Source organism: Holdemania filiformis (assembly GCF_003459085.1).
Classification (GTDB): Bacteria; Bacillota_I; Bacilli_A; order Erysipelotrichales; family Erysipelotrichaceae; genus Holdemania; species Holdemania filiformis.
On sequence record NZ_QRUP01000014.1, the window covers coordinates 77,178 to 99,033 of the forward strand.

General features: G+C 52.0%; 26 protein-coding genes. 23 read left to right on the forward strand and 3 right to left on the reverse strand.

Annotated elements, in window-relative coordinates; translation table 11 throughout:
• The first annotated feature begins 7 nt into the window (after positions 1-7).
• Positions 8-409 (forward strand): metal-dependent transcriptional regulator, encoded by a 402-nt coding sequence (locus DWY25_RS11650; protein WP_117895386.1) that lies wholly within the window; start codon positions 8-10, stop codon positions 407-409.
• A gap of 182 nt (positions 410-591) precedes the next feature.
• Here the strand turns inward: DWY25_RS11650 and DWY25_RS11655 are convergent, their stop codons facing one another.
• Positions 592-2,040, reverse strand: coding sequence for an FAD-dependent oxidoreductase (locus DWY25_RS11655; protein WP_117895387.1), 1,449 nt, complete (start codon positions 2,038-2,040; stop codon positions 592-594).
• Between the two features lie 213 nt (positions 2,041-2,253).
• Between DWY25_RS11655 and DWY25_RS11660 the strand changes: the two genes are divergently transcribed.
• From DWY25_RS11660 to DWY25_RS17750, 16 genes are all read left to right on the forward strand, one after another.
• A complete protein-coding gene (locus DWY25_RS11660; RefSeq protein ID WP_117895388.1) occupies positions 2,254-3,276 on the forward strand; it encodes a MerR family transcriptional regulator in 1,023 nt (340 codons plus the stop codon).
• 377 nt (positions 3,277-3,653) lie between these two features.
• Positions 3,654-4,073 carry a 30S ribosomal protein S12 gene (gene rpsL / locus DWY25_RS11665; RefSeq protein ID WP_039864122.1) on the forward strand — a complete coding sequence of 140 codons (420 nt, stop codon included), beginning with the start codon at positions 3,654-3,656 and terminating at the stop codon, positions 4,071-4,073.
• 14 nt (positions 4,074-4,087) lie between these two features.
• Positions 4,088-4,558: a 30S ribosomal protein S7 gene (rpsG, locus tag DWY25_RS11670; RefSeq protein WP_006058545.1), complete on the forward strand. Its 471-nt coding sequence runs from the start codon at positions 4,088-4,090 to the stop codon at positions 4,556-4,558.
• 39 nt (positions 4,559-4,597) lie between these two features.
• Positions 4,598-6,676 carry an elongation factor G gene (gene fusA / locus DWY25_RS11675; protein WP_117895389.1) on the forward strand — a complete coding sequence of 693 codons (2,079 nt, stop codon included), beginning with the start codon at positions 4,598-4,600 and terminating at the stop codon, positions 6,674-6,676.
• Positions 6,677-6,754: 78 nt separating this feature from the next.
• Positions 6,755-7,939, forward strand: a complete 1,185-nt coding sequence (tuf, locus tag DWY25_RS11680; protein ID WP_117895390.1) for an elongation factor Tu — start codon at positions 6,755-6,757, stop codon at positions 7,937-7,939.
• A gap of 102 nt (positions 7,940-8,041) precedes the next feature.
• Positions 8,042-9,367, forward strand: coding sequence for a helix-turn-helix transcriptional regulator (locus DWY25_RS11685; protein ID WP_117895391.1), 1,326 nt, complete (start codon positions 8,042-8,044; stop codon positions 9,365-9,367).
• Positions 9,368-9,467: 100 nt separating this feature from the next.
• Positions 9,468-9,950, forward strand: coding sequence for a twin-arginine translocase TatA/TatE family subunit (locus DWY25_RS11690; protein ID WP_117895392.1), 483 nt, complete (start codon positions 9,468-9,470; stop codon positions 9,948-9,950).
• Positions 9,951-9,977: 27 nt separating this feature from the next.
• The gene (gene tatA, locus DWY25_RS11695) at positions 9,978-10,151 is read left to right on the forward strand and encodes a twin-arginine translocase TatA/TatE family subunit (RefSeq protein WP_117895393.1); all 174 of its coding nucleotides are present in this window, start codon (positions 9,978-9,980) and stop codon (positions 10,149-10,151) included.
• Between the two features lie 5 nt (positions 10,152-10,156).
• Positions 10,157-10,963: a twin-arginine translocase subunit TatC gene (gene tatC / locus DWY25_RS11700; protein ID WP_006058551.1), complete on the forward strand. Its 807-nt coding sequence runs from the start codon at positions 10,157-10,159 to the stop codon at positions 10,961-10,963.
• Between the two features lie 127 nt (positions 10,964-11,090).
• A complete protein-coding gene (locus DWY25_RS11705) occupies positions 11,091-11,852 on the forward strand; it encodes a DUF975 family protein (RefSeq protein ID WP_050766927.1) in 762 nt (253 codons plus the stop codon).
• Complete coding sequence (locus tag DWY25_RS11710) at positions 11,836-12,501, forward strand: HAD family hydrolase (protein ID WP_181981801.1); 666 nt, start codon at positions 11,836-11,838, stop codon at positions 12,499-12,501. Before DWY25_RS11705 ends, DWY25_RS11710 begins: the two co-directional genes overlap by 17 nt.
• A 279-nt stretch (positions 12,502-12,780) precedes the next feature.
• The gene (locus DWY25_RS11715) at positions 12,781-12,990 is read left to right on the forward strand and encodes a FeoA family protein (protein WP_117895396.1); all 210 of its coding nucleotides are present in this window, start codon (positions 12,781-12,783) and stop codon (positions 12,988-12,990) included.
• A 15-nt stretch (positions 12,991-13,005) separates the two neighbouring features.
• Positions 13,006-13,227: a FeoA family protein gene (locus DWY25_RS11720; RefSeq protein WP_006058555.1), complete on the forward strand. Its 222-nt coding sequence runs from the start codon at positions 13,006-13,008 to the stop codon at positions 13,225-13,227.
• A 65-nt stretch (positions 13,228-13,292) separates the two neighbouring features.
• Positions 13,293-15,464: a ferrous iron transport protein B gene (feoB, locus tag DWY25_RS11725; RefSeq protein ID WP_117895397.1), complete on the forward strand. Its 2,172-nt coding sequence runs from the start codon at positions 13,293-13,295 to the stop codon at positions 15,462-15,464.
• 28 nt (positions 15,465-15,492) lie between these two features.
• A complete protein-coding gene (locus DWY25_RS11730) occupies positions 15,493-15,735 on the forward strand; it encodes a FeoB-associated Cys-rich membrane protein (protein ID WP_117895398.1) in 243 nt (80 codons plus the stop codon).
• A gap of 138 nt (positions 15,736-15,873) precedes the next feature.
• Positions 15,874-16,050, forward strand: coding sequence for a hypothetical protein (locus tag DWY25_RS17750; RefSeq protein ID WP_181981802.1), 177 nt, complete (start codon positions 15,874-15,876; stop codon positions 16,048-16,050).
• Between the two features lie 40 nt (positions 16,051-16,090).
• Here DWY25_RS17750 and DWY25_RS11735 read toward each other — a convergent pair whose 3' ends face one another.
• On the reverse strand, positions 16,091-16,450 hold the full coding sequence (locus DWY25_RS11735) for a MerR family transcriptional regulator (RefSeq protein ID WP_117895399.1): 360 nt from the start codon (positions 16,448-16,450) through the stop codon (positions 16,091-16,093).
• Between the two features lie 76 nt (positions 16,451-16,526).
• Between DWY25_RS11735 and DWY25_RS11740 the strand changes: the two genes are divergently transcribed.
• Positions 16,527-17,711 (forward strand): MFS transporter, encoded by a 1,185-nt coding sequence (locus tag DWY25_RS11740; RefSeq protein ID WP_117895400.1) that lies wholly within the window; start codon positions 16,527-16,529, stop codon positions 17,709-17,711.
• Positions 17,712-17,822: 111 nt separating this feature from the next.
• Here DWY25_RS11740 and DWY25_RS11745 read toward each other — a convergent pair whose 3' ends face one another.
• Positions 17,823-18,524, reverse strand: a complete 702-nt coding sequence (locus DWY25_RS11745; protein WP_006058561.1) for an alpha/beta hydrolase — start codon at positions 18,522-18,524, stop codon at positions 17,823-17,825.
• Positions 18,525-19,015: 491 nt separating this feature from the next.
• Here DWY25_RS11745 and rpsJ point away from each other — a divergent pair, with 491 nt between their 5' ends.
• The 5 genes from rpsJ (at position 19,016) to rplB (ending at position 21,856) form a co-directional block, all read left to right on the forward strand.
• Complete coding sequence (gene rpsJ / locus DWY25_RS11750; RefSeq protein WP_039864127.1) at positions 19,016-19,327, forward strand: 30S ribosomal protein S10; 312 nt, start codon at positions 19,016-19,018, stop codon at positions 19,325-19,327.
• A 19-nt stretch (positions 19,328-19,346) separates the two neighbouring features.
• Positions 19,347-20,039 carry a 50S ribosomal protein L3 gene (gene rplC / locus DWY25_RS11755; RefSeq protein ID WP_006058565.1) on the forward strand — a complete coding sequence of 231 codons (693 nt, stop codon included), beginning with the start codon at positions 19,347-19,349 and terminating at the stop codon, positions 20,037-20,039.
• A gap of 3 nt (positions 20,040-20,042) precedes the next feature.
• Positions 20,043-20,672 carry a 50S ribosomal protein L4 gene (gene rplD, locus DWY25_RS11760; RefSeq protein WP_006058566.1) on the forward strand — a complete coding sequence of 210 codons (630 nt, stop codon included), beginning with the start codon at positions 20,043-20,045 and terminating at the stop codon, positions 20,670-20,672.
• Positions 20,672-20,959: a 50S ribosomal protein L23 gene (gene rplW, locus DWY25_RS11765; RefSeq protein WP_006058567.1), complete on the forward strand. Its 288-nt coding sequence runs from the start codon at positions 20,672-20,674 to the stop codon at positions 20,957-20,959. Before rplD ends, rplW begins: the two co-directional genes overlap by 1 nt.
• A 63-nt stretch (positions 20,960-21,022) precedes the next feature.
• Entirely contained in the window at positions 21,023-21,856 is an 834-nt protein-coding gene (rplB, locus tag DWY25_RS11770) for a 50S ribosomal protein L2 (protein WP_006058568.1), read from the forward strand.

Sequence of the window (21,856 nt, forward strand, 5' to 3'; positions counted from 1 at the left end):
GATCATTATGGAACGCATTAATGAATCATCAGAAAATTATCTGGAAAGCATATTGATTCTGGAACAGCGCAACCCGAGCGTCAGAATGAGCGATATCGCCGCCATGCTTCATGTCAGCAAGCCCAGTGTCAATAAGGCGATGGGCGTCCTGAAGGATGCCGGATATATTCATCAGGAAGTTTACGGTACGATCCATTTAACCGAGGCCGGCCGGCAATATGCGGAAAAGGTTTACAGCCGGCATGTCTTGTTCAAGCGGTTTTTGACGGAAGTGCTTGAGATCGACGAGGCGACGGCAGAGGAAGACGCTTGTCACATGGAACACTGCGTCAGCGATGAAACCATGGATAAACTGCGGATTTTCTTAACCGAAGCTCTGGAACGCAGCGAACAGAAATCAAGTCAATAACGGAAGGAAGCGGCTCAGCGCCGCTTTTCTGTTGCTTAAAACAAAGAGTTCGCATAAAAAAACGCCGTAATTTTTCTGCGGCGTTTTTGAATAAAGTATTTCTTGTGATCGCGATCCTTGATTTTACTTATGCCCTCATCACTTTCCGGTAACAGATCGAATTGTGAGGACGGCTTGGAAGTTTATTTCGTTGCTTGAATGGAAGCCGCGACGTGCTGCGCCGCGATTCTTCCAAAGGTCATCGCGTTGGAAATGGTATAGCCGTTGGAATTGGTAACGGTTGTGACTTCGCCGGCGGCATACAAGCCGTCGATGACGCTGCCGTCAATCCGCGTAACCTGAGCGTTTTGGTTTTTGGTGATACCGCCATGACAAACGCTCGAGAAGAACGTTGTCTTTAACGCGTAGTAAGGACCTGTCGAGATCGGGAACCAGAACTGTGTCGTGCGGCCGTAGTCTTCGTCTTCCATCTTCGCCGCGAAGGAATTCCAGCGATCCACAGTCGCTTTTAAGGTTTCCGCGTCGATTCCGGTTTTCTGTGCCAGCTCATCGAGCGTATCCGCGACGACAACCCCTTCATGATCCTTGGCCGCATCCGCGATCTGCATCATTTGCAGCGACGCCTCATCGGCCAGACTCCAGAAATAATCAACGCCGGTTCTTCCGTAAAGATCGACGACGTCATCCTTGATTTCCTGATTCCAGGTCTGCGCCGTTCTTTTCTCATCCATAAAGCGGCGGCCATCCTGACCGACAAAAATCGTAAACATATACGGGAACTGGCTCGTGCGGTTTTCCACTTCGCGCAGATAGACCTGAACCTGATCAAGATTCTGAACGCCGGCGCCCGCCGCGGTCGCCATGACCAGGCCATCGCCGGTTTGGTAAGCTAAATTCGACGTCTGAAAATAGCGGTTTTGTTCGGCAACCGCTGCCATTAAATCCCCGTTGGCGCTGTATCCGCCGGTCGCCATGAGCGTCGCCTTGGCTTTAATCCGGATTGGTTCGCCATTTTCGTTCACACATTCCGCACCGATGACGCGGCCGTCTTCCATAATTAAAGCAGTGGCTTCCGTATTCAGCCGCACGTCGATGGCGCGGTCCGCAATGGCTTTTTCAAACGGTTCGCGTAAGCCGGAACCTTCGCCTTCCACCAGATGAATAGTCTGGAGCGTTCCGTAACCGTCTTTGACGATGACTTCCGGCTGGAATTGAACGCCCAGAGTGTCGATCATCCAGTCGATCGTTTTGCCTGCGCTTTCAATCGTTAAACGTGTTAATTCTTCGTCCAGAATGTAGTGCTTTTCCCGCTGCTGCTCCGCAATGACGTCCTCGACGTCGACATGCAGATCCAATGCTTTGGTGACTTCAGTTTCCACACCGCCGAAAATGCCCCCGGAGTAAACGGCGGCGCCGCCCAGCATTCCTGTTTTTTCAACGATCATGATGTTTTCAATCCCTTGATCCGCGGCTTCAACCGCGCTGGCGATACCCGCCGCTCCGCCGCCTACGATCAGGTAGTCAACTTCCGCGTCAAATTTACCAGACGGAGCCTGCGCTTCCGGCGCGGCGCTGCATCCGGCAAAAAGAAGGGCTGCCAGAAGGGGTAAGAAGATCTTTTTCAGTTTCATCTCTTTTTCCTCTTTTAACTCATCATTGATGAGTCTTTCTTTCTGATTTCAGAATACAACATCCGTTACCGGGACAGTCAAGCCGGATTTTTCTTCCCTTTTTCCGCCTTTGTGATCTTGTTTTTTCGCATTTCTGAACATTTAATTATTATTTTCACATTCTTTCTTGAAAAATCTGTCCTGTACGGGTATGCTTTGGCTGGGGTGATTTTCATGCGCGTTCAGGAAGTATGCAAGATAACAGGATTAAGCCGCAAAGCCGTTCATTTTTATATTCAGGAAGGATTGGTCAGACCCGCCAAGAATCAGAATGGTTATTATGATTTAAGCGAGGCGGACGTGAAAACTTTGGAAATTATTCAGCGGCTGCGGCAGCTGGATCTTCCCATCGAAGTCATCCATGAGGCGTTTCGCTATCCGATCTCATTGAATTTCTTCCTTCATCGCCACGTCTACCAGCGTAAACAGAAAATCAATGAAATGGCGGCGCAGCTGGAAGTGATCCGGTATATTCTCGAACGCATTCCCTGCAACGCGACGCCGGATCTGCTTTTGAAGCTGCCGCGCCAGCACTTTGATCCGCTGCCCCCCAACCATCTGGCAGATTCGCTGGGCGTAGTTTCGGATGCGCGGATGATCGCGATTTTATTGCTAGCGCCTTTTTTGGATATTGAAGTGGATCCGTACCGGCAATTTTTGTGGGATCGGATTTCGTCTGAGCTGAGACTGCAGTTTAAAGAGAATCTGACTGTTCTGCAGCAGCTGATTTATCATCTGAGCGCGCAGCAGATCCAGCGGTCGACGGAGGCGCAGTATGCGCTGTTTCTGAGGCTGTCCCAGGGTGACTCGCTGGAGCCTTTTAAAGCGGAGCTTTTAAATCAATGCCGGCTTCTGGGCGAAGACGAACAGCTTCAGGCGGTCTGGGTGCTGCTGTATGAGCTGATCCTGCGTCCAACTCTGGAATTTTATCAGAGTGCGCTGCTGGGCCTGATGATGGAGTTCAGCGATCGTTTCACATTGTGCATGCACCGGCTGGAAGCGATATTGAAGAACATTCAGGAAGATCCCGCGCCGCTTCCGCTGGTCGAACGGCTGAAGACAACGCTGCACGGGAAATTTGAGTTAGGGCAAGGTCTGAATTCTGATCTGTTTCTGGTTTATACCTTTAGCTGCAGTTTGTTTTCCAGCTGCACTGTTGAGCAGCTGCAGGAGTGGCTGAAGCCGTCATCTTATTAAAAGACCTGTTTCCAGAGGAGGAAGAACCAACCGTCGATGTTGTATTAGATAAAGGAAGGATGGGGGCAGGAAGCTTTTCCGTTATTTTTTTGCCGGCTGAGGAATAAACACGGCAGTGCGGGGTATATAAAAAAGAGCTGGAAAACGAAGAAAATCAACAAATGCAACGCCTGAATCAGTGGATTGCGGAGAAAATGGAAAAGAAATGCGTAATTTCTAAAAAGGTTGTTCTTTTCTCGTTGACAATTCACCGATTATCCGCTAGAATTAACCTCGCTTAGCTACGAATAAGGGTTTCCTATGCGGAAACTTATATTTATGCCAAGGAATGGCACGCTTGGAAGTGTGTGCTTGAAAAGATCGAAAGGAGAAAAACCATGCCAACGATTAATCAGTTAGTCCGCAAGGGCCGTGAGAACAAGGTTTGGAAATCGAAGTCCCCGGCTTTAAACAGAGGTTACAACAGCCTGCAGCGTCAGGCCACCACCATCGCATCTCCACAGAAGAGAGGCGTCTGCACCCGTGTCGGTACTATGACACCGAAAAAGCCGAACTCGGCTCTGCGTAAATACGCGCGTGTTCGTCTCAGCAACGGAATGGAAGTTACAGCTTATATCCCAGGAATCGGTCACAACCTGCAGGAGCACAGTGTTGTTCTGATCCGCGGCGGCCGTGTTAAGGACCTCCCAGGTGTCCGTTACCACATCATCCGCGGAACTCTGGACTGCGCCGGCGTTGCCAACCGGAATCAGAGCCGTTCTCTGTACGGGGCAAAGAAGCCGAAAGCTAAGAAATAAGGAGGGAATAACACATGCCAAGAAAAGGTTATATTGCGAAGAGAGATGTATTGGTTGATCCAATTTACAATTCGAAACTGGTCACTCGCTTAATCAACAAGCTGATGCTGGACGGCAAGAAGAACGTCGCTCAGGATATCCTGTACAACGCTTTCGATATCGTCGAAGCGAAGACGGGACGTCAGCCGATGGAAGTCTTTGAACAGGCTCTGTCCAACATCATGCCGCTGCTGGAACTGAAGGTTCGTCGTGTCGGCGGCGCCAACTATCAGGTACCAATCGAAGTTTCTTCTGAAAGAAGACTGACGCTGGGTCTGCGCTGGCTGGTTAACTACAGCCGTCTGCGCCATGAAAAGACCATGGAACAGCGCCTGGCTGCGGAAATCATGGATGCGGCCAACGGCACTGGGGCTTCCGTCAAGAAGAAGGAAGATACCCACAAGATGGCCGAAGCCAACAAGGCCTTCGCTCATTACCGCTGGTAAGCGGCTGCAGAATCTGCAGAGTTACGAAAGGAGAAATTTATGGCTCGTGAATTTTCGCTAGAAAATACCCGTAATATCGGAATCATGGCTCACATTGATGCTGGCAAGACCACCACAACGGAACGTATCCTTTATTACACCGGAAAAACTCATAAACTGGGAGAAACCCATGACGGCGCATCTCAGATGGACTGGATGGCGCAGGAACAGGAACGTGGCATCACGATCACTTCCGCCGCCACCACCGCTTCCTGGAAAGGTCACCGCATCAACATCATCGATACTCCGGGTCACGTCGACTTCACGGTTGAAGTTGAACGTTCCCTGCGTGTCTTAGACGGCGCGGTTACAGTTCTGGATGCGAAAGCAGGCGTCGAGCCGCAGACGGAAACCGTTTGGCGTCAGGCGTCGAACTACAAGGTCCCGCGGATCGTCTTCTGTAATAAAATGGATGCGACCGGCGCAGACTTCATGATGTCGGTTCGCAGCATCAGCGATCGTTTAGGCGCGAAAGCGGCGGCGATCCAATTGCCGATCGGTGCGGAAAACACATTCCGCGGCATCATCGACCTGCTGGAAATGAACGCGATCTTCTATGCGGATGATCTGGGAACCAAGATGGAAGTCAAGGAAATCCCGGCGGATATGCTGGAACAGGCGCAGCAGCTGCGGGCTGAACTGATCGAAAAAGCAGCGGATTACGATGATGAACTGATGATGAAGGTATTGGAAGGCGAAGAGCCGACGATTCCTGAAATCAAAGCGGCGATCCGTAAGGGTGTCTGCTCCTCGGAATTCTTCCCGGTTCTGTGCGGTTCCGCTTACAAGAACAAGGGCGTACAGCTGATGCTGGATGCGGTTATCGATTACCTGCCTTCCCCGCTGGATATCCCGGCGATCCAGGGTCACCTGGAAGACGGCACGCAGGAAGCTCGTCACGCAGACGATAAAGAACCATTCTCGGCGCTGGCCTTCAAGGTCGCGACGGACCCGTTCGTCGGCCGTCTGACTTACTTCCGCGTTTATTCGGGTATGGCAACCGCAGGTTCCTATGTCCTCAACGCGACGAAGGATACCCGTGAACGTTTCGGCCGTATCGTTCAGATGCACGCGAACCACCGTGCGGAAATCACGGAAGTTTACGCGGGCGACATCGCGGCGGCAGTTGGCTTAAAGGCCACAACGACCGGCGATACGCTGTGCGATGAAAAAGCGCCGATCATTCTGGAATCCATGGTGTTCCCGGAACCGGTTATCCAGATGTCTGTCGAACCGAAGACCAAAGCGGACTCCGACAAGATGGGCCTGGCGTTAGCGAAGCTGGCGGAAGAAGATCCGACGTTCAAGACGTATACGGATGAAGAAACCGGCCAGACGATCATCGCCGGTATGGGCGAGCTGCACCTCGACATCATCGTCGACCGGATGCGCCGTGAATTCAAGGTTGACTGCAACGTCGGTGCGCCGCAGGTTGCTTACCGTGAAACCATCCGTCAGGAAGCTGAATGTGAAGGTAAGTTTGTTCGTCAGTCCGGCGGCCGCGGCCAGTATGGTCACGTCTGGATCCGGTTTGCCCCGAACGAAGAAGGCAAGGGCTTTGAGTTTGTCGACGGCATCGTCGGCGGCACCGTTCCGCGCGAATACATTAAGCCGACTCAGGAAGGCCTGGAAGCTGCCCTGAACAACGGTTTAGTCGCCGGTTACCCGGTTGTCGATATCAAGGCTACGCTGTTCGACGGTTCTTACCATGAAGTCGACTCGTCTGAAATGGCGTTTAAGATCGCGGCTTCAATGGCCTTGAAAGAAGCGGCTAAGAAATGTAAGCCGGTTCTGCTGGAACCAATCATGTCGGTTGAAGTTACAGCACCAAACGAATACCTCGGCAGCGTGATGGGCGACATCACCAAGCGCCGCGGTCAGATCCGCGATCAGGAAGAACGCGCCAACGCAATCGTTGTCCGGGCTTTCGTACCGCTGTCTGAAATGTTCGGCTATTCCACGGACCTGCGTTCGTTTACCCAGGGCCGCGGCAACTATGTAATGCAGATGGACCACTATTCAGAAGTCCCGAAGAGCATTGCTGAAAAAATCGCCAAGAAAAACGCTTCCGCTGAGTAATCTGACCTTGATTTCTTCGGACGTTTATCTTAAAATAGACTTGGCTAATTGAATGGAAAATTAGGAGGAATTTGCAAAATGGCAAAAGCAAAATTTGACAGATCTAAAGAGCATGTCAATATCGGCACCATCGGTCACGTTGACCATGGTAAAACTACACTGACAGCCGCTATTACAAACCACCTGGCAAAGAACGGTATGGCGGAAGCGAAAGCTTACGACCAGATCGACGGCGCACCGGAAGAGAAGCAGCGCGGTATTACAATCAACACAGCTCACGTTGAATACCAGACTGAAACTCGCCACTACGCTCACGTTGACTGCCCGGGCCACGCTGACTACATCAAGAACATGATCACAGGTGCGGCTCAGATGGACGGCGCGATCCTGGTTGTTGCGGCAACTGACGGACCGATGCCTCAGACACGTGAACACATCCTGCTGGCTCGCCAGGTAGGCGTTCCTGCAATCGTTGTATTCCTGAACAAGTGCGACATGGTCGACGATGAAGAACTGGTTGACCTGGTTGAAATGGAAGTTCGCGAACTGCTGAGCGAATACGGCTTTGACGGCGAAAACGCTCCGGTTATCCGCGGTTCCGCTTTAAAGGCTCTGGAAGGCGATCCGGCTTGGGAAGGCAAGATCGACGAACTGATGGCTGCGGTTGACAGCTACGTACCGACTCCGGAACGTGACGCTGACAAGCCGTTCCTGATGGCTGTCGAAGACGTCTTCACGATCACAGGCCGTGGTACTGTTGCGACAGGCCGTGTTGAACGTGGTATCCTGAAGCTGGGCGAAGAAGTTGAAATCGTCGGTATCCATGATTCCAAGAAGACGGTTGTTACCGGTATCGAAATGTTCCGTAAACTGCTGGACTTCGCTGAAGCGGGCGATAACATCGGCGCACTGCTGCGTGGCGTTAACCGTGACGAAGTACAGCGTGGACAGGTCCTGGCGAAGCCGGGAAGCGTTCATCCTCATACTCAGTTCAAGGCTCAGGTCTATGTTCTGACAAAGGAAGAAGGCGGACGTCATACACCGTTCGTTTCCAACTATCGTCCTCAGTTCTACTTCCGTACAACGGACGTTACAGGTGTCATTCAGCTGCCGGAAGGCGTTGAAATGTGCATGCCGGGCGACAACGTTGAAATGACGGTTGAACTGATCGCTCCGATCGCTGTTGAACAGGGAACAAAGTTCTCTATCCGTGAAGGCGGCCGTACCGTTGGTTCCGGAAACGTTATCGAAATCATTAAATAAGTTTCGGTTATCGTTAAAAAATCCTGAAAAGAGATCCCTTGCGGATCTCTTTTTGCGTTTGAGAAACGGCAATGGTATAATAAAAAACAGGAGAAAACCCGTATGAAACCATTCCGACATGATTACATTACTTCTCAAGTTCTGCGTTTTCATCAGACGGCGCTGCGGTATTCCGCTTCAGCCTTGAACGTTGTCGCGATTTTGGAAGGCCGCGCCCAGGTGAAGCGGTTCAGCCGTCTGAGTGAAATGAGCGCCGGGGATGTTTTTTTTGTGAATGCCGGGGAAGTGTGGGCCATGACGTCGCGCGAAGGCTGTACGGCACTGTGCGTAGAGATTGAAACCGCGCTGCTGCCGCAGGTCAGCTATCCCTATGCCGACCGTGTTCAGCTGGTGGATTCGCTAGTCGATCCCGATCAGACCCGCGAGGTATCGCTGGTTTACCGCGACTGTATTTTCTTAAAGGACATTTTGGAAACCTATGCTTTGTTCAATCAGAAAGAAAAAGCAAGTCAGCGGCCGTTAATGGAAGAAAAGCTAGGTCTGACGCTGGTTATGGAATATAATGTTCAAAATGAAGTCAACCGGCAGTTTCGGGCGGTCAGCGAAGATAAATTTGTGCGGTATTACCGGATAATGGATTATATTGTAACGCATCTGGAGGAGAAGCTATCGCTGCAGCAGGCCGCGGACGCCGAGAAAATGCAGAAAAGTTATTTTGCCCAGCTGTGGAAACAGAATGACAACATGACGTTTCTAGAATGCGTCAGCCGCTGCCGGCTGCGGGAAGCGGAGCGCCGCCTGTTGTTTACGGCGGAAAGCAACGCCGGGATCTGCAAGGCGTGCGGTTTTTCCGACTCCAAATACTTTTACCGCAATTTCCAGCAGGAATTCGAGATGACGCCGAGTCAGTGGAAAAGCCGGTGGACCCAAGGCCGCTGTCTGGACGAGGAAAGGCTGCCGTTGCAGGAAGGCCTGCGCTGCGTCGCGGTTCAGCAGCGTCAGTTGGATTATGTGAAAACAGATACCCGCCTGTACCAGCAGTATCTGTGGCTGCGCGAAGGGCCTGAAACAAAAGCGGCGGCGCTGGAGCTGAAGCTTGATCTGTATCATCCTGATAATGTCCTGATGCTCGGGCAGCAGCGGGTTCTGACGTGGTATGGCTTCGACCTGTTGATGAATATCGTCCGCCAGCGCCAGCTGAGCGTGACGCTGCAACTGCGGATGGATTGTCTGCTTGAACCGCAGGATCAGCAGGAGTTTGAAGAATTGATCGCCCAGGTCTACGCCCGGCTGGGAACCCGGGTCACGAAAAACTGGAAATTTGAGCTGGCCTGCCGTTCTGAGCGGGAATTGGATCAGGCCGAAAAGCTCTGCGGCTGGCTGCAAAAGAAGCTGCCAACCTGTAAGGCAGTCTGCGTTTTAACGTGAATGGTCAATATATCAAAAAATAAAATCATAAAAATATAAATATTCGCTATACAAATTCCGGACGACTTGTTATAATAATCTCACAAAGGAGAAACGGGGTATGAAGATAGGAATTGCCGAGATCATCGTGATCTGCGTGATCGCGTTGGTGGCCTTAGGACCGGAGAAGCTTCCGATCTATGCGAAAAAGCTGGGGGCGTCGCTGAAAGAAGTCAAGAAAGTGACGGGCGATCTGTCCAAGGACATCCGCGAGAATATCGTCGAACCGCTCGATGAAGCGAGCGCGCCGTTAAAGGAAGCGATTGAACCGATCGTGTCGCTGAAAGAGGACGTCAACAAGTCGATTGACGACGTGACGAAATCGTTCAAGTCGATTGGCAAGCCGGCGAAGAAAGAAGAAGCCAAGCCGGAGGTTATCGAAGCGGAAGTGACCGAAACCGCAGCCGCGGAAGTTGAAACACAGTCCGCTGCGGAAACGGCTGAAGAAACGCCGTCGTTAGCGGAAACGTATACCGGCCGCAAAGCACCGCGCCGTCAGCGTCCAGCTGCGAAAACCGCGGGCCGCCGCTCGCATAACGCGTAATTTATTAAAAATCAGGAGGGAAAAATCATGCTTGGAAAATTGGGAACCACAGAATTATTAGTCATCTTAGTGATCGTCATTGTTATTTTTGGTCCGAAGCAGCTGCCGAAGCTGAGCAAAATGTTTGGCAAGACGATTAAGAACTTTAAGGAAGGCATGTCCGATAATAAGGATTCCGACAAGTCTGACGACGAAGAATAAGCAGTATGGCGAAGCATAAACAGAAACAGGAACAAGAGAATGAAGAAGCGGTCATGTCGCTGACCGGACATCTGAAGGAACTGCGCAACCGGATTCTGATCGTGATCGCGGTTCTGTTCGCTGGCTTACTGATCTGTTTCAACTACGCGGGGCCGATTGTCAACCTGTTGACGGAACAGGGAACGGAGCTGGGCTATCAGTTCGTTTACCTTTCGCCGCAGGCGCTGTTCATGCAGTATATCAAGGTTGCACTGATCGGCGCGGTCTGCCTCGGTTCGCCGGTGATCCTGTATGAAATCTGGGCGTTTATTCGTCCGGGCCTGGAACGCAAGGAAAACTTCGTGTTCTTCTTCGCGATGGTCGCCGGTTTGTTTTTCTTTGTTCTCGGCGCCGGGTTTGCTTACAAGATCGCGCTGCCGTTCATGTTGTATTTCTTCATTCATGTCAACGCCTCGACATCGATCATCGCGTCGATCTCAATCGAGAGCTATCTCAGCTTCATCATGACGATTTTTATCACCTTCGGCGCGGTGTTTGAAATGCCGGTTGTGACGGTGATTCTGACCCAGCTGGGGCTGATGCGGCCGGAATGGATGATCAAGGGCCGCTCGGTAGTGATCGTCGTCATCTTCATTGTCGCTGCGATCATTACGCCGCCGGATGTCGTGTCGCAGATCATGATCGCCCTGCCGATGCTGCTGCTGTATCAGCTGAGCATCTGGCTGTGCCGGATTTTCCGGAAACGTAAAATTGCCGGAAATGAAGACGAAGACGAGGATGAGGAAGAAACGAAGGCATCAAAGCAGGCATAAGCCGTCATTCTCAAACCGGATCAGGAGCAATCCTGATCTTTTTTTTCGAAAATACTCGAAATCTGCCGCAATCCTAGGATTTTTCTCAGTCTTCGTGTAAAATGAAATCAGAATGGGGGAGATTTATATGTTTGTACGCGCAGAATTGAAACGCCGGGCGAAAGAGGTATTGAGCCGGAAATATTTAAAACTGTTTGTCGCCTGTTTGCTTTTGTATTGGCTGGGGAATGGAATTGGAAATTTTAAGATCTTTCAGATCAACTTCAATTTCAGCGGACCGACGGCGCAGTGGCTGGACGCCATGACGATCACTTTGTTTGGCAAGACCTATTCCGGGTTGAGTTCCTTAATGACGCTGTTTGGTCCGCTGGTTCTGATGTATACGCTGCTTTCGGCGGCCGTTGCGGCGCTGATCCGGCTGATCGTGCTGAATCCGCTGAGCTTCGGTTTGATGAATTATATGAAAAAGGCGTCCACAGATGAGGAAAACGCCAACGACGTGTTCCGCTGCTTCAATCAATGGGAAGATTTGAAACGGGTGGCGCTGACCGGTTTCTGGCGGGATCTGATCGTGTTTCTGTACTCGCTGTTGTTTGTTATTCCAGGGATTGTTAAATCGTACAGCTATCGGTTTGTGCCGTATTTGACTGAGGATGAACCGGATCTTGATCCGCAGCAGATTCTGGCGCTTTCCCAGGAAATGACGCAGGGGATCAAGCTGGATCTGTTTGTGCTGGATCTTTCCTTCTTTTTATGGTATTTATTAGGGGCGGTTACGTTTAATATCGGCACGTATTTCATCCGGCCTTATATCAACCAGACGGATGCGGAGTGCTATCTGGAAGTGCGTAATCAATATTATGGAGGAACGCATGAGAACTGGGATTAAAGGGATTTTGTTTGATTTGGACAACACGCTGATCGACCGGCAGGCAGCCGCTGACGCCAAGGTCAGAAAATTAGTGGACGAGCTGTTTCCACAGCTGCGGGATGAACCGGTGGAGCGGGAAAATATTGTTCAGAAGCTGTTGACCTGGGATGAATATGGTTCAATTCCAAAGATTCACATGTATTCGATGCTGGCAAAGGAATACGGTCTCAGCCAGGAACAGGTCGACGCGCTGTGCCAGGATTGGTACGATACGTTTGGCGATTACACCGTCGTGTTTCCGCAGGCGCGCAGAGTCGTGGAGCAGCTGAAGAAAAAATACAAGGTGGGCATTGTCACCAACGGCAATTCACACATGCAGCGGCGTAAGCTGGAATTGTGCGGCCTGGCGGATTTGTTTGAGGTGATCGTCATTTCCGGCGAATTCAAGGCCCATAAGCCGGATGTGGAAATCTTTCTGGAAGGGGCGCGCCAGCTGGAGCTGCCGCCGGAGGAAATCGCGTTTGTCGGCGATACGTTCTTTACCGATATCATCGGCGCTTATCGGGCAGGCATGCAGCCCATCTGGATTTTCGCGAATCCCGGCCAGCAATGCCAGGCAGATCTGCCGCGGATTTACCGGATTGAGGAATTGCTCGATCTGTTATAAGCCGAGGACTTGAATAAAACAGGCGGGAGAAAGCGGATTCGGATTACAAGAATCAAGGCTGGAACCTGGCCTTTTTCTTTTTTTTGGGGGGGAATGCCGGAGAGCTGAATCCCAGCTCAGACCGTGAAGTAAAAAGTATTTGTCAAGCTGAATGCTCGGAAAAAAGGAAAATCCTTCAAAAAAAGATTGACATAGTTGTTAGACTAAGATAACATATAGATTGTAAGTTAGCTGAAGCTAATTAAACAGAGCTTTTTACTTAAAGGAGGAGTGAGGTTGATGCCGTTAACCTTGGCACAGGCTGGTCAGATCAACGCCGTAAAACGAATCGGCGGGAAGGAAGAAGTTCGGCGCTTCTTAAATTCACTCGGTTTTATCGAGGGCAGCGAGGTCATGCTCGTTTCGCAGAATCAGGGCAATGTCATCGTCAAGGTGAAGGAGTCCCGCGTGGCCATCAGTAAGGAAATGGCCAGCAAGATCATGATATAAAAAGGGGGGAACAGAATGAAAACGTTAAAGGATATCCGGGTCGGAGACACCGTTTCCGTCAAGAAGCTTCATGGCGAAGGCGCGGTTAAGCGCCGGATCATGGACATGGGCATTACGAAGGGAGTCGAAGTCTATGTGCGTAAGGTTGCGCCGCTGGGCGATCCGGTGGAGATCAACGTCCGCGGTTATGAATTATCGCTGCGCAAAGCCGACGCCCAAATGATCGAAGTGGAATAAAGGCCGGAGGGCCTGTCTTTTTTAGGCACATAGTTAGCTTAAGCTAATTTTAGGAGGGATAGAACATGGCAGTTAAAATTGCGCTGGCCGGCAATCCGAACAGCGGAAAAACAACACTATTCAACGCTCTGACGGGTTCCAATCAATTTGTGGGCAACTGGCCGGGGGTTACGGTCGAAAAGAAGGAAGGCAGGCTGAAGGATCAAAAGGACGTCATGATCACCGATCTGCCGGGGATTTATTCCCTTTCCCCGTATACGCTGGAAGAAGTCGTCGCCCGGAATTATCTGATTCACGAACGTCCTGAAGCGATTCTGAACATCGTTGACGGTACCAATCTGGAACGCAATCTGTACTTAACCACGCAGCTGCTGGAGCTGGGCATTCCGGTTGTCGTTGCCGTTAATATGATCGACGTTGTCAACAAGAACGGTGATCTGATCGACACGCAGCAGCTCGCCAAGGCGCTGGGCTGTGAGGTCGTCACGATTTCGGCACTGAAACAAACAGGAATTCAGGAAGCCGCGGCGCTGGCCGTTAAATTGGCGAAGCAAGGGCAAGCCTTGCCGCCGGCGCATCGTTTCAGCCCGAAAGTGGAAAAGGTGCTCGACGCAATCCTCTCCCAGCTGCCTGCAGAAATTCCTTCGGAAATGCAGCGGTTCTACGCGATCAAGCTGTTTGAGCGTGATGATAAGATCACGGCAAAGATGAACACTGTTCCGGATGTCGGAGCGCTGATTCAAAAAGCGGAAGATGAGCTGGACGACGACGCGGAGAGCATCATCACCAATGAACGATATAATTATATCGGTTCGATCATTCATCAATGCTATACGAAGAAAAATCAATCCCGGATGTCGGTTTCCGATAAAATTGACTCCATCGTGACCAACCGCTGGCTGGCGCTGCCGATTTTCATCCTTGTCATGGCGCTGGTCTACGCGATTTCGATGGGCGGCTGGTCAATCTCAATCGGCACGCTGGGCACAGACTGGGCCAACGATGTGTTGTTCGGCGAGTGGGTGCCGGGCGCCGTTGACGCTTTCTTACAGACGATGGGCGTCGGCGGCTGGCTGGCCAGTCTGATTCAGGACGGAATGGTTGCGGGCGTCGGGGCGGTCTTAGGCTTTGTGCCGCAGATGCTTGTGCTGTTCTTCCTGCTTTGCATTCTTGAGGATATCGGCTACATGGCACGGATCGCGTTCATTATGGACCGGATCTTTCGTCGGTTCGGTTTAAGCGGCAAGAGCTTTATCCCGATGCTGGTGGCGACCGGCTGCGGGGTGCCGGGGATTATGGCTTCGCGCACGATCGAACAGGACCGCGACCGGAAAATGACAATTATGACGACTGGTTTCATTCCCTGCGGTGCGAAAATGCCGATCATCGGTCTGTTCGCCGGGGCGCTGTTCAACAATTCCGCCTGGGTTGCGACATCAGCGTATTTCATTGGCGTGGCCGCGGTGATTGTAAGCGGAATTATCCTGAAAAAATTTAAGATGTTTGCGGGTGATCCGGCGCCATTTGTCATGGAGCTGCCGGCCTACCATATTCCCTCGGCATCCAATGTGCTGCGGGGAACGTGGGAACGCGGCTGGTCGTTTATCAAACGGGCCGGTACGATCATTCTGTTAAGCTCGATTGTCTTGTGGTTCTTACAGGGCTATGGCTTTGTGGACGGCGTCTTCCAGGCGGTTGAGGATAACAACAGCTCGCTGCTGGCCCTGATCGGCAACGCGGTGTCCTGGATCTTCTATCCGCTGGGCTGGATCGGCGATATGGCGTGGAAAGCGACGGTAGCGACGGTAACCGGCCTGATCGCCAAGGAAGAAGTTGTCAATACCTTCGGTGTTCTTTACCATTACAGCGGGGAACTGAGCGAAGCAGGCAATGAGATTTGGACGCTGATCGCGGCGGATTTCACGGCTCTCTCGGCGTACAGCTTCATGATCTTCAACCTGCTGTGCGCGCCATGCTTCGCGGCGATGGGCGCGATCAAACGAGAGATGAACAATTCGAAATGGACACTCGGGGCGATCGGCTACATGTGCGGCTTCGCTTACGTCATTGCCATGATCGTCTACCAGATCGGCGGTCTGATCACGGGTGAAACACCGTTTACGATCTTCACGGTGATTGCGATGGTACTGCTTGCGGCTTTAGTTTATCTGTTAATCCGGCCATATAAAGAAAGCCGGACGCTGGAAGTTGAACTGAAGGAAACGGCAAAAGTTTAAAAGCCGGAATCGGCGGAAAGGAGAACGAATGCTCGCTGCTATTCAAAGTTATTTTGGCGAAGTCGCTGTATTGTTGATGGTGATCGGCGCCTGCCTGTTGGCAATCCGCAGTCTGCGGCGGCAACATCGTCAAAAAGGCTCCGCCTGCGCCGGCGGCTGTGCGGGCTGCGGCATGAAGGGAATCTGTCACAGCGAGGGATCGCAGAACCCGCTGCTCAGCGCTTACCGGCACGATCATCCTCCGGGGCAATCGCCGCGTTATCCTGGCTGATTTTCCGGCGGCGATTCAGCGTCAGAGCGTGGCTGCGGAAATTGGAAAACGATCACGCAGCGTCCAACCTTCCGGTCATTTCCATTCATCCCCTGTTAAAATCCTGATATAATAAGGAAAAGAAAGGCGGGAAGGACGATGGCGACGGGGCTAGTCATTCTAATCATTGGCGGCTGGACGGCGTATTGCCTGATCCGGCTGCGCTCCAAAAAGAACCGCGGCTGTGCGGCGTGCGCCAGCTATCAAGCAGGCAGCTGCCAGGCAAAGCAGGCGTTGTGCGATTACCGTAAGGATCACCCGCGCTCTGTTCAATAAAAAAAGATCCCGCTTGTCCTCTGCGACAGGCGGGATTCGTTTATTTGGCCGGCGTGTTGAACAACTTCATCTTGCGTTCCAGCACCGCCAGATTTTCCTGCAGCTGTTCAATCTGATGTTCGATTTGAGCTTTGTGATGCTCAAACAAGGCTGTCCGCTGTTCCAACGTCGCGTCGCCCTGACGGATCAGGCCGACGAACTCACGGATTTCTTCGACCGGCATACCGGTTCGTTTTAAACATTGGATGATCTGCAGCAGTTTGAGATCCTCTTCAGAGAAGACGCGAACCTGGCCCGTGCTGCGCCGCAGCGGACCGATTAATCCGCGCTTTTCATAATACCGCAGCGTGGAGGCGGGGATGCGGAGCCGCTCAGAAATTTCTTTGATCGAATAATCCATACCATTTCTCCTTTTCGGCTTGACTTCAACCTGGGTTTAACTTGTATTATAGAGAAGTCATAAGGGGGATGCAAGCATGACAAAAAAGAAATCAGTGTTCAGGATGCTGGTGATCACGGTCTTGTTGGGAATCGGTATGAATTTCCATCATCCGGTAACGCCGACTTTATATACGGCGATGGGACTGCCGTCGCGGATTTTCGGAACGTCGATGGCGGTGATGTGCTTCTTTTCATTTCTGACGTCTGTATTCTGGGGCGAGTTCAGCAATCATATCGGCCGGGTGAAGGTCTTTACAATTTCCTGCGTTTGTTACGGGCTGGCGCAGCTGAGTCTGGGGTTTTCATCGAGCGAGCTGATGGTGCTGATCTCGCGCGGGGCCGCGGGTGCTTTTGCGGGCGGCGCGGGGGTTGCGACGATGGCGTATGTGATCGACGTCAGCGAACCTCCAAAGCGCGCCGCGAATCTGGCGGTCTATACGGCGATGCAGTCGGTGTCGCTGGCGGCAGGGTATCTGCTGGGCGGTGTTCTGGGAACGATTCACTTTCAGCTGGCGTTTAACGTCCAGGCGGTCTGGATGATCGCACTGGGCATCGGCACGGCGTTCTTTGCCGAAGATTCGATTGTCGATCCGCAGACGGTTCGCCCGCGCGAGCTGTTGAAAGCCGTGAATCCGTTTAATTCCTTTGCCAGCGCCCGCAGTCTGATGAGCACGGTCATGGTTCTGTTTCTGATCGTCGTCTTTCTGACCGGGTTCGCCAGCAACTGCCACGAAAACGCGTTCAACTATTTCTTAAAGGCTGAGCTGGACTTTAAACCGGTCTATAACGGTTTGATCAAAGCGGTCATTGGTCTTGTCGGACTGATCGCCAATTTCTCCATCAATCTGTGGATTATCCGCCGCACAGACGCGAAGAAATCGCTGATCGTCGTGCTGGCGCTGTGCGCGCTGAGCGCGGCCGGAGCGCTGATTCCTGGCAATCTGACGCTGTTTATCGCAATGAACCTGGCGTTCTTCACCGCCAACGCCGTTTATCAGCCGATCACTCAGGCTTTATCCGTGGAAGGCCGGAAAAACAGCGAGGTCGGCGTCATCACCGGGCTGTTCAACGCGATCAAGTCGATGGGCAACGTGCTCGGATCGCTGGCCGCGGGGATCGTCTACGATCTGAATATGTTGTTTCCGTTTATGCTGAGCGCCGGGGCGTTCGTTCTTTCGGCGGCTGCGGCATTCGCTTACTGGCGCAGCGCGAAGCGATAGTCAGGAAAGCGGAAAAAGCAGGACATAAAGCAAAACATAAAAAGGCTGCGGCGCAAACGGATTTACTGCGTGGCAGCCTTTTGTATTTCAGATAGAATGGGAATTGCGGAATTAGAAATGAATCTGATCCTCGATGAACGCGGCGATCGTATTCAAGGCCAATGAAGCATAGACCGGATCGTCCAGAATCGCATGGCCGACGCCTTCCAGCAGGATCAATCCCTTTTGCGCGGCAGGGATTTTCTTGTAGATCCTGCGGCTGGAGGAAACGGCAATCGTATCGTCCTCCGTGCCGTGCAGAATCAGCACCGGACATTCCACCATCGCCGCGTCCTGCTTTAACAGATCGACGACGTTCATGAACACCGAAGTAAAATCAGCGGGCAGCGGCGGATAGGCTTCCGGCTGTTCTTTTTTATTCGGGCTGCTGAACCAGCCGGTGATGTAGTCTGCGGCGTTGCCGACATTGATATAATTGAACGCCGGGGCTAACAGGATCAGCTTCTTCACGGGTTTGACAGCGGCCAGGTGCGCGGCGATGACGCCGCCCATTGAGAAGCCGATCAGAATCACGTCGGCATTCTGAGCTGTCAGTTCGTCGACGACTTCCTCGGCCCGCTGAATCCATTTCTGCGGATCAACGTCCTGCGGATTGCGCGGATTAAATAATTCCGGCAGGATCAGCTCAATTTTCTTGGCGGCAAGGAAATTCTTCAGCGGCAGAAATTCGTCCGTCCGCCGCCGGCCGAACCCGTGCAACGCCACGACAACGCATCGGCGTTCCTGTTTTTTTGATTTTAGAAATTCAAACATGGGCTCACCTCCTGGAAATATCCTTATTATAATATAAAACAAGTCGTCCGGGGGAAGGTTTCCTGATTAAAAATAGAAAAGAACGGCGGATTTCGGCAAATGTAAGCGGTAACAACCGGCGAATATCGAGAAAATGATCAAAAAAACGCGAAAAACAGTGTGAAAAACAAGGAGAAACAGGAGGAAAAAGGAGAGGAATACTCTCAATGACCCACTGATCTGCGTTGTTTTGGTTCAAGCAAAATCATTGATTTTCAAAACTTGAAAAGAGCTTGATCTGAAGCCGTTTTTCTAAGTATTTAACTTTTTTTAAAAAAGTGTTGCATTGCCTGTTTTTGAGTGCTATAATAGCGAAGCATTCGCATGGACGTGGGAGGTTGCCGGCACGCTGATCGGCGTTGTCACGATAGCGCCAGCTAAGCGTGAAGACCGGGGAATTCACACCGAGCGAATCTGCCGAAAAGGCGGATGAAATGAAGGAGGAAGATTTCATGGCAAAAAACAGCGTAAGAATTCGTTTAAAAGCTTACGAACACAGAATCCTGGACACAGCCAGCGAAAAGATCGTTAAGGCTGCTCAGGAACACGGCGCAAAGAAAGTCGTCGGACCTGTACCCCTGCCGACAGAACGTCAGGTGGTAACCGTTTTAAGAGCTGTCCACAAGTACAAGGACTCGCGTGAACAGTTTGAAATCAGAACACATAAGCGTTTGATCGAGATCGTCGGACCGACCGCAGAAACCATTGACGCATTGAGCCGTCTGGAACTGCCGAGCGGCGTCGACATCGAGATCAAGCTGTAAGGACAGTGGAGGTGACATCATGAAAGGTATTTTAGGACGTAAACTTGGCATGACGCAGGTATTCACTACGGATGGCGTATTGATTCCTGTCACAGTCGTTGAAGCACTGCCGAACGTAGTGCTGCAGAAGAAAACCCTGGAAAACGATGGCTACGAAGCTGTTCAGCTGGGATTTGAAGATCTGAGCGAAAAGGGTTCCAATAAAGCTGAAAAGGGTCATGCTGCCAAGGCATCGACCGCAGCGAAGCGTTTCGTCCGCGAAATCCGCGGTACGGAAATGACAAACCTGGAAGTCGGCAACGAAGTCAAGGTTGATCTGTTCGCCGCCGGCGAAATCGTCGACGTAACCGGCACCAGCAAGGGTCGCGGCTACAACGGCACGATCGTCAGAAACAACGCGACGATGGGCCCGAAGACGCATGGCGGATCCAAGAACATGCGGCATATCGGTTCTCTGGCAACGACCGGACGTAACAACGGCCGGATCGAAAAGGGAACGGCTGGCGCTGGCCAGGAAGGTGGATATACCACAACGACACAGAATTTGGAAATCATCAAGGTTGATGTTGAAAACAACTATATGCTGATCAAGGGCAACGTTCCGGGACCGAAGCGCGGACTGGTTGTTGTTAAATCATCCGTCAAAGGAACAGCTGCTGTTTCGGCCAAGGATCTGATCAGCTATTCCGAAGAAGCAAAAGAGGAGGAATAACAGATGCCAAAGTTAAATGTATATAACCTGGAAGCTAAAGAGATTCGTGAAATCGAACTGGCTGAGGCTGTATTCGGCATTGAACCTAATCAGCAGGTCATGTTTGACGCGCTCATCATGCAGCGCGCGAATATGCGTCAGGGAACGCATGACACCAAGAGCCGTCATGAAGTCAGCGGCGGCGGCAAGAAGCCTTGGCGTCAGAAGGGCACAGGCCGTGCCCGTCAGGGTTCCATCCGCGCTCCGCAGTGGAGAGGCGGCGGCATCGCTTTCGGTCCGACGCCGCGCAGCTATGCTTACCGTCTGAACCGCAAGGTCCGCCGGCTGGCTCTGAGATCGCTGCTTTCTGAAAAGGTCATTGAAAACAATCTGGTTGTCGTCGATGCGCTGAAGTTCGACGCGATCAAGACAAAGGAATTTGTCAAGGTTATGGATGCGTTCAAGTTTGAAGGCAAGACGCTGTTTGTAGCGGATATCGCCGAGGACTTCGACAATGCCTTCATGTCCCTGCGCAACATTCCGAACGCTGCCTTATTGACAGTTGAAGAACTGAACGCCTTCGACATCGCCAACGCTCAGAAGCTGGTTATGACGGAAGCGGCTGCCAACAAAGCTGGGGAGGTATTCGCATAATGAGTAACGCAAGAGATATCATTATCCGCCCGATCATCACTGAAAAGACGATGAAGCTGATGGACACTGACAACAAGATCACTTTCGCGGTCGCTAAGGGCGCGAACAAAACGCAGGTCCGTCTGGCTGTTGAAGAAATTTTCGGCGTCAAGGTTGAACAGGTCAACATCCTGAACTGCAAGCCGAAGACGAAGAGAATGGGCAAATACGTCGGCAAGACGAGCGCTGTCCGCAAAGCAGTTGTCAAGCTGCCGGAAGGACAGGATATCAACTTATTCTCGGAATAAGCTGATCAACATATCGGAAGAACACGCTATTTCCGGAAAAATGCGTAAGGAGGACTAAATCCAATGGCGATTAAGAAATATAAACCAACGACTCCAGGTCGTCGCGGTATGTCAAGCCTGAGCTTCGAAGAAATCACATCGACTTCTCCAGAACGCTCGCTGCTTGAACCGCTGTCCAAAAAGGGCGGCCGCAACAACACCGGTCGGATCACAACCCGTCATCAGGGCGGTGGACACAAGCGTCAGTACCGCGTGATCGACTTCAAGCGTAATAAAGACAACATCCCGGCGAAGGTCGCGACGATCGAGTACGATCCGAACCGTTCCGCCAACATCGCGCTGCTGAATTATGCAGACGGTGAAAAGCGCTATATCCTGGCTCCGAAGGGAATGCAGGTCGGACAGACCATCGTTTCCGGCGAAGCGGTCGACATCAAGGTCGGCAACGCGATGGAGCTGCGCAACATCCCTGAAGGTACTTTCGTTCACAACGTTGAACTGAAGCCGGGCAAGGGCGGCCAGCTGGCACGTTCCGCTGGCGTTTCCGCACAGATCCTGGGTTCCGAAGGCCGCTACACGATTCTGCGTCTGGCGTCCGGCGAAGTCCGCAAGGTTCTGAGCAACTGCCGCGCCACCATCGGCACGGTCGGCAATGAAGATCACAGCTTGGTTAACTTAGGCAAAGCTGGACGTTCCCGCTGGATGGGCATTCGTCCGACAGTCCGCGGTTCTGTTATGAACCCGAACGATCACCCGCATGGCGGCGGTGAAGGCAGAACTCCGGTTGGCCGTAAATCACCAATGACGCCATGGGGCAAGAAGGCGATGGGCGTTAAGACCCGCAAAGCCAAGAAGGCCTCGACGAAATTGATCACACGCCGCCGCAACGGTAAGTAA

Coding starts and splice junctions, on each gene's coding strand:
- rpsG (WP_006058545.1), top strand. CDS start 4,088: ATGCCAAGAAAAGGTTATATTGCGAAGAGAGATGTATTGGTTGATCCA.
- feoB (WP_117895397.1), top strand. CDS start 13,293: ATGGCAGTTAAAATTGCGCTGGCCGGCAATCCGAACAGCGGAAAAACA.
- DWY25_RS11690 (WP_117895392.1), top strand. CDS start 9,468: ATGAAGATAGGAATTGCCGAGATCATCGTGATCTGCGTGATCGCGTTG.
- rpsL (WP_039864122.1), top strand. CDS start 3,654: ATGCCAACGATTAATCAGTTAGTCCGCAAGGGCCGTGAGAACAAGGTT.
- DWY25_RS11705 (WP_050766927.1), top strand. CDS start 11,091: ATGTTTGTACGCGCAGAATTGAAACGCCGGGCGAAAGAGGTATTGAGC.
- fusA (WP_117895389.1), top strand. CDS start 4,598: ATGGCTCGTGAATTTTCGCTAGAAAATACCCGTAATATCGGAATCATG.
- DWY25_RS11685 (WP_117895391.1), top strand. CDS start 8,042: ATGAAACCATTCCGACATGATTACATTACTTCTCAAGTTCTGCGTTTT.
- DWY25_RS11745 (WP_006058561.1), bottom strand. CDS start 18,524: ATGTTTGAATTTCTAAAATCAAAAAAACAGGAACGCCGATGCGTTGTC.
- DWY25_RS11735 (WP_117895399.1), bottom strand. CDS start 16,450: ATGGATTATTCGATCAAAGAAATTTCTGAGCGGCTCCGCATCCCCGCC.
- tatC (WP_006058551.1), top strand. CDS start 10,157: ATGGCGAAGCATAAACAGAAACAGGAACAAGAGAATGAAGAAGCGGTC.
- DWY25_RS17750 (WP_181981802.1), top strand. CDS start 15,874: ATGGCGACGGGGCTAGTCATTCTAATCATTGGCGGCTGGACGGCGTAT.
- DWY25_RS11650 (WP_117895386.1), top strand. CDS start 8: ATGGAACGCATTAATGAATCATCAGAAAATTATCTGGAAAGCATATTG.
- rplC (WP_006058565.1), top strand. CDS start 19,347: ATGAAAGGTATTTTAGGACGTAAACTTGGCATGACGCAGGTATTCACT.
- DWY25_RS11660 (WP_117895388.1), top strand. CDS start 2,254: ATGCGCGTTCAGGAAGTATGCAAGATAACAGGATTAAGCCGCAAAGCC.
- DWY25_RS11720 (WP_006058555.1), top strand. CDS start 13,006: ATGAAAACGTTAAAGGATATCCGGGTCGGAGACACCGTTTCCGTCAAG.
- DWY25_RS11655 (WP_117895387.1), bottom strand. CDS start 2,040: ATGAAACTGAAAAAGATCTTCTTACCCCTTCTGGCAGCCCTTCTTTTT.
- rpsJ (WP_039864127.1), top strand. CDS start 19,016: ATGGCAAAAAACAGCGTAAGAATTCGTTTAAAAGCTTACGAACACAGA.
- DWY25_RS11710 (WP_181981801.1), top strand. CDS start 11,836: ATGAGAACTGGGATTAAAGGGATTTTGTTTGATTTGGACAACACGCTG.
- tuf (WP_117895390.1), top strand. CDS start 6,755: ATGGCAAAAGCAAAATTTGACAGATCTAAAGAGCATGTCAATATCGGC.
- DWY25_RS11715 (WP_117895396.1), top strand. CDS start 12,781: ATGCCGTTAACCTTGGCACAGGCTGGTCAGATCAACGCCGTAAAACGA.
- tatA (WP_117895393.1), top strand. CDS start 9,978: ATGCTTGGAAAATTGGGAACCACAGAATTATTAGTCATCTTAGTGATC.
- rplW (WP_006058567.1), top strand. CDS start 20,672: ATGAGTAACGCAAGAGATATCATTATCCGCCCGATCATCACTGAAAAG.
- rplB (WP_006058568.1), top strand. CDS start 21,023: ATGGCGATTAAGAAATATAAACCAACGACTCCAGGTCGTCGCGGTATG.
- DWY25_RS11740 (WP_117895400.1), top strand. CDS start 16,527: ATGACAAAAAAGAAATCAGTGTTCAGGATGCTGGTGATCACGGTCTTG.
- DWY25_RS11730 (WP_117895398.1), top strand. CDS start 15,493: ATGCTCGCTGCTATTCAAAGTTATTTTGGCGAAGTCGCTGTATTGTTG.
- rplD (WP_006058566.1), top strand. CDS start 20,043: ATGCCAAAGTTAAATGTATATAACCTGGAAGCTAAAGAGATTCGTGAA.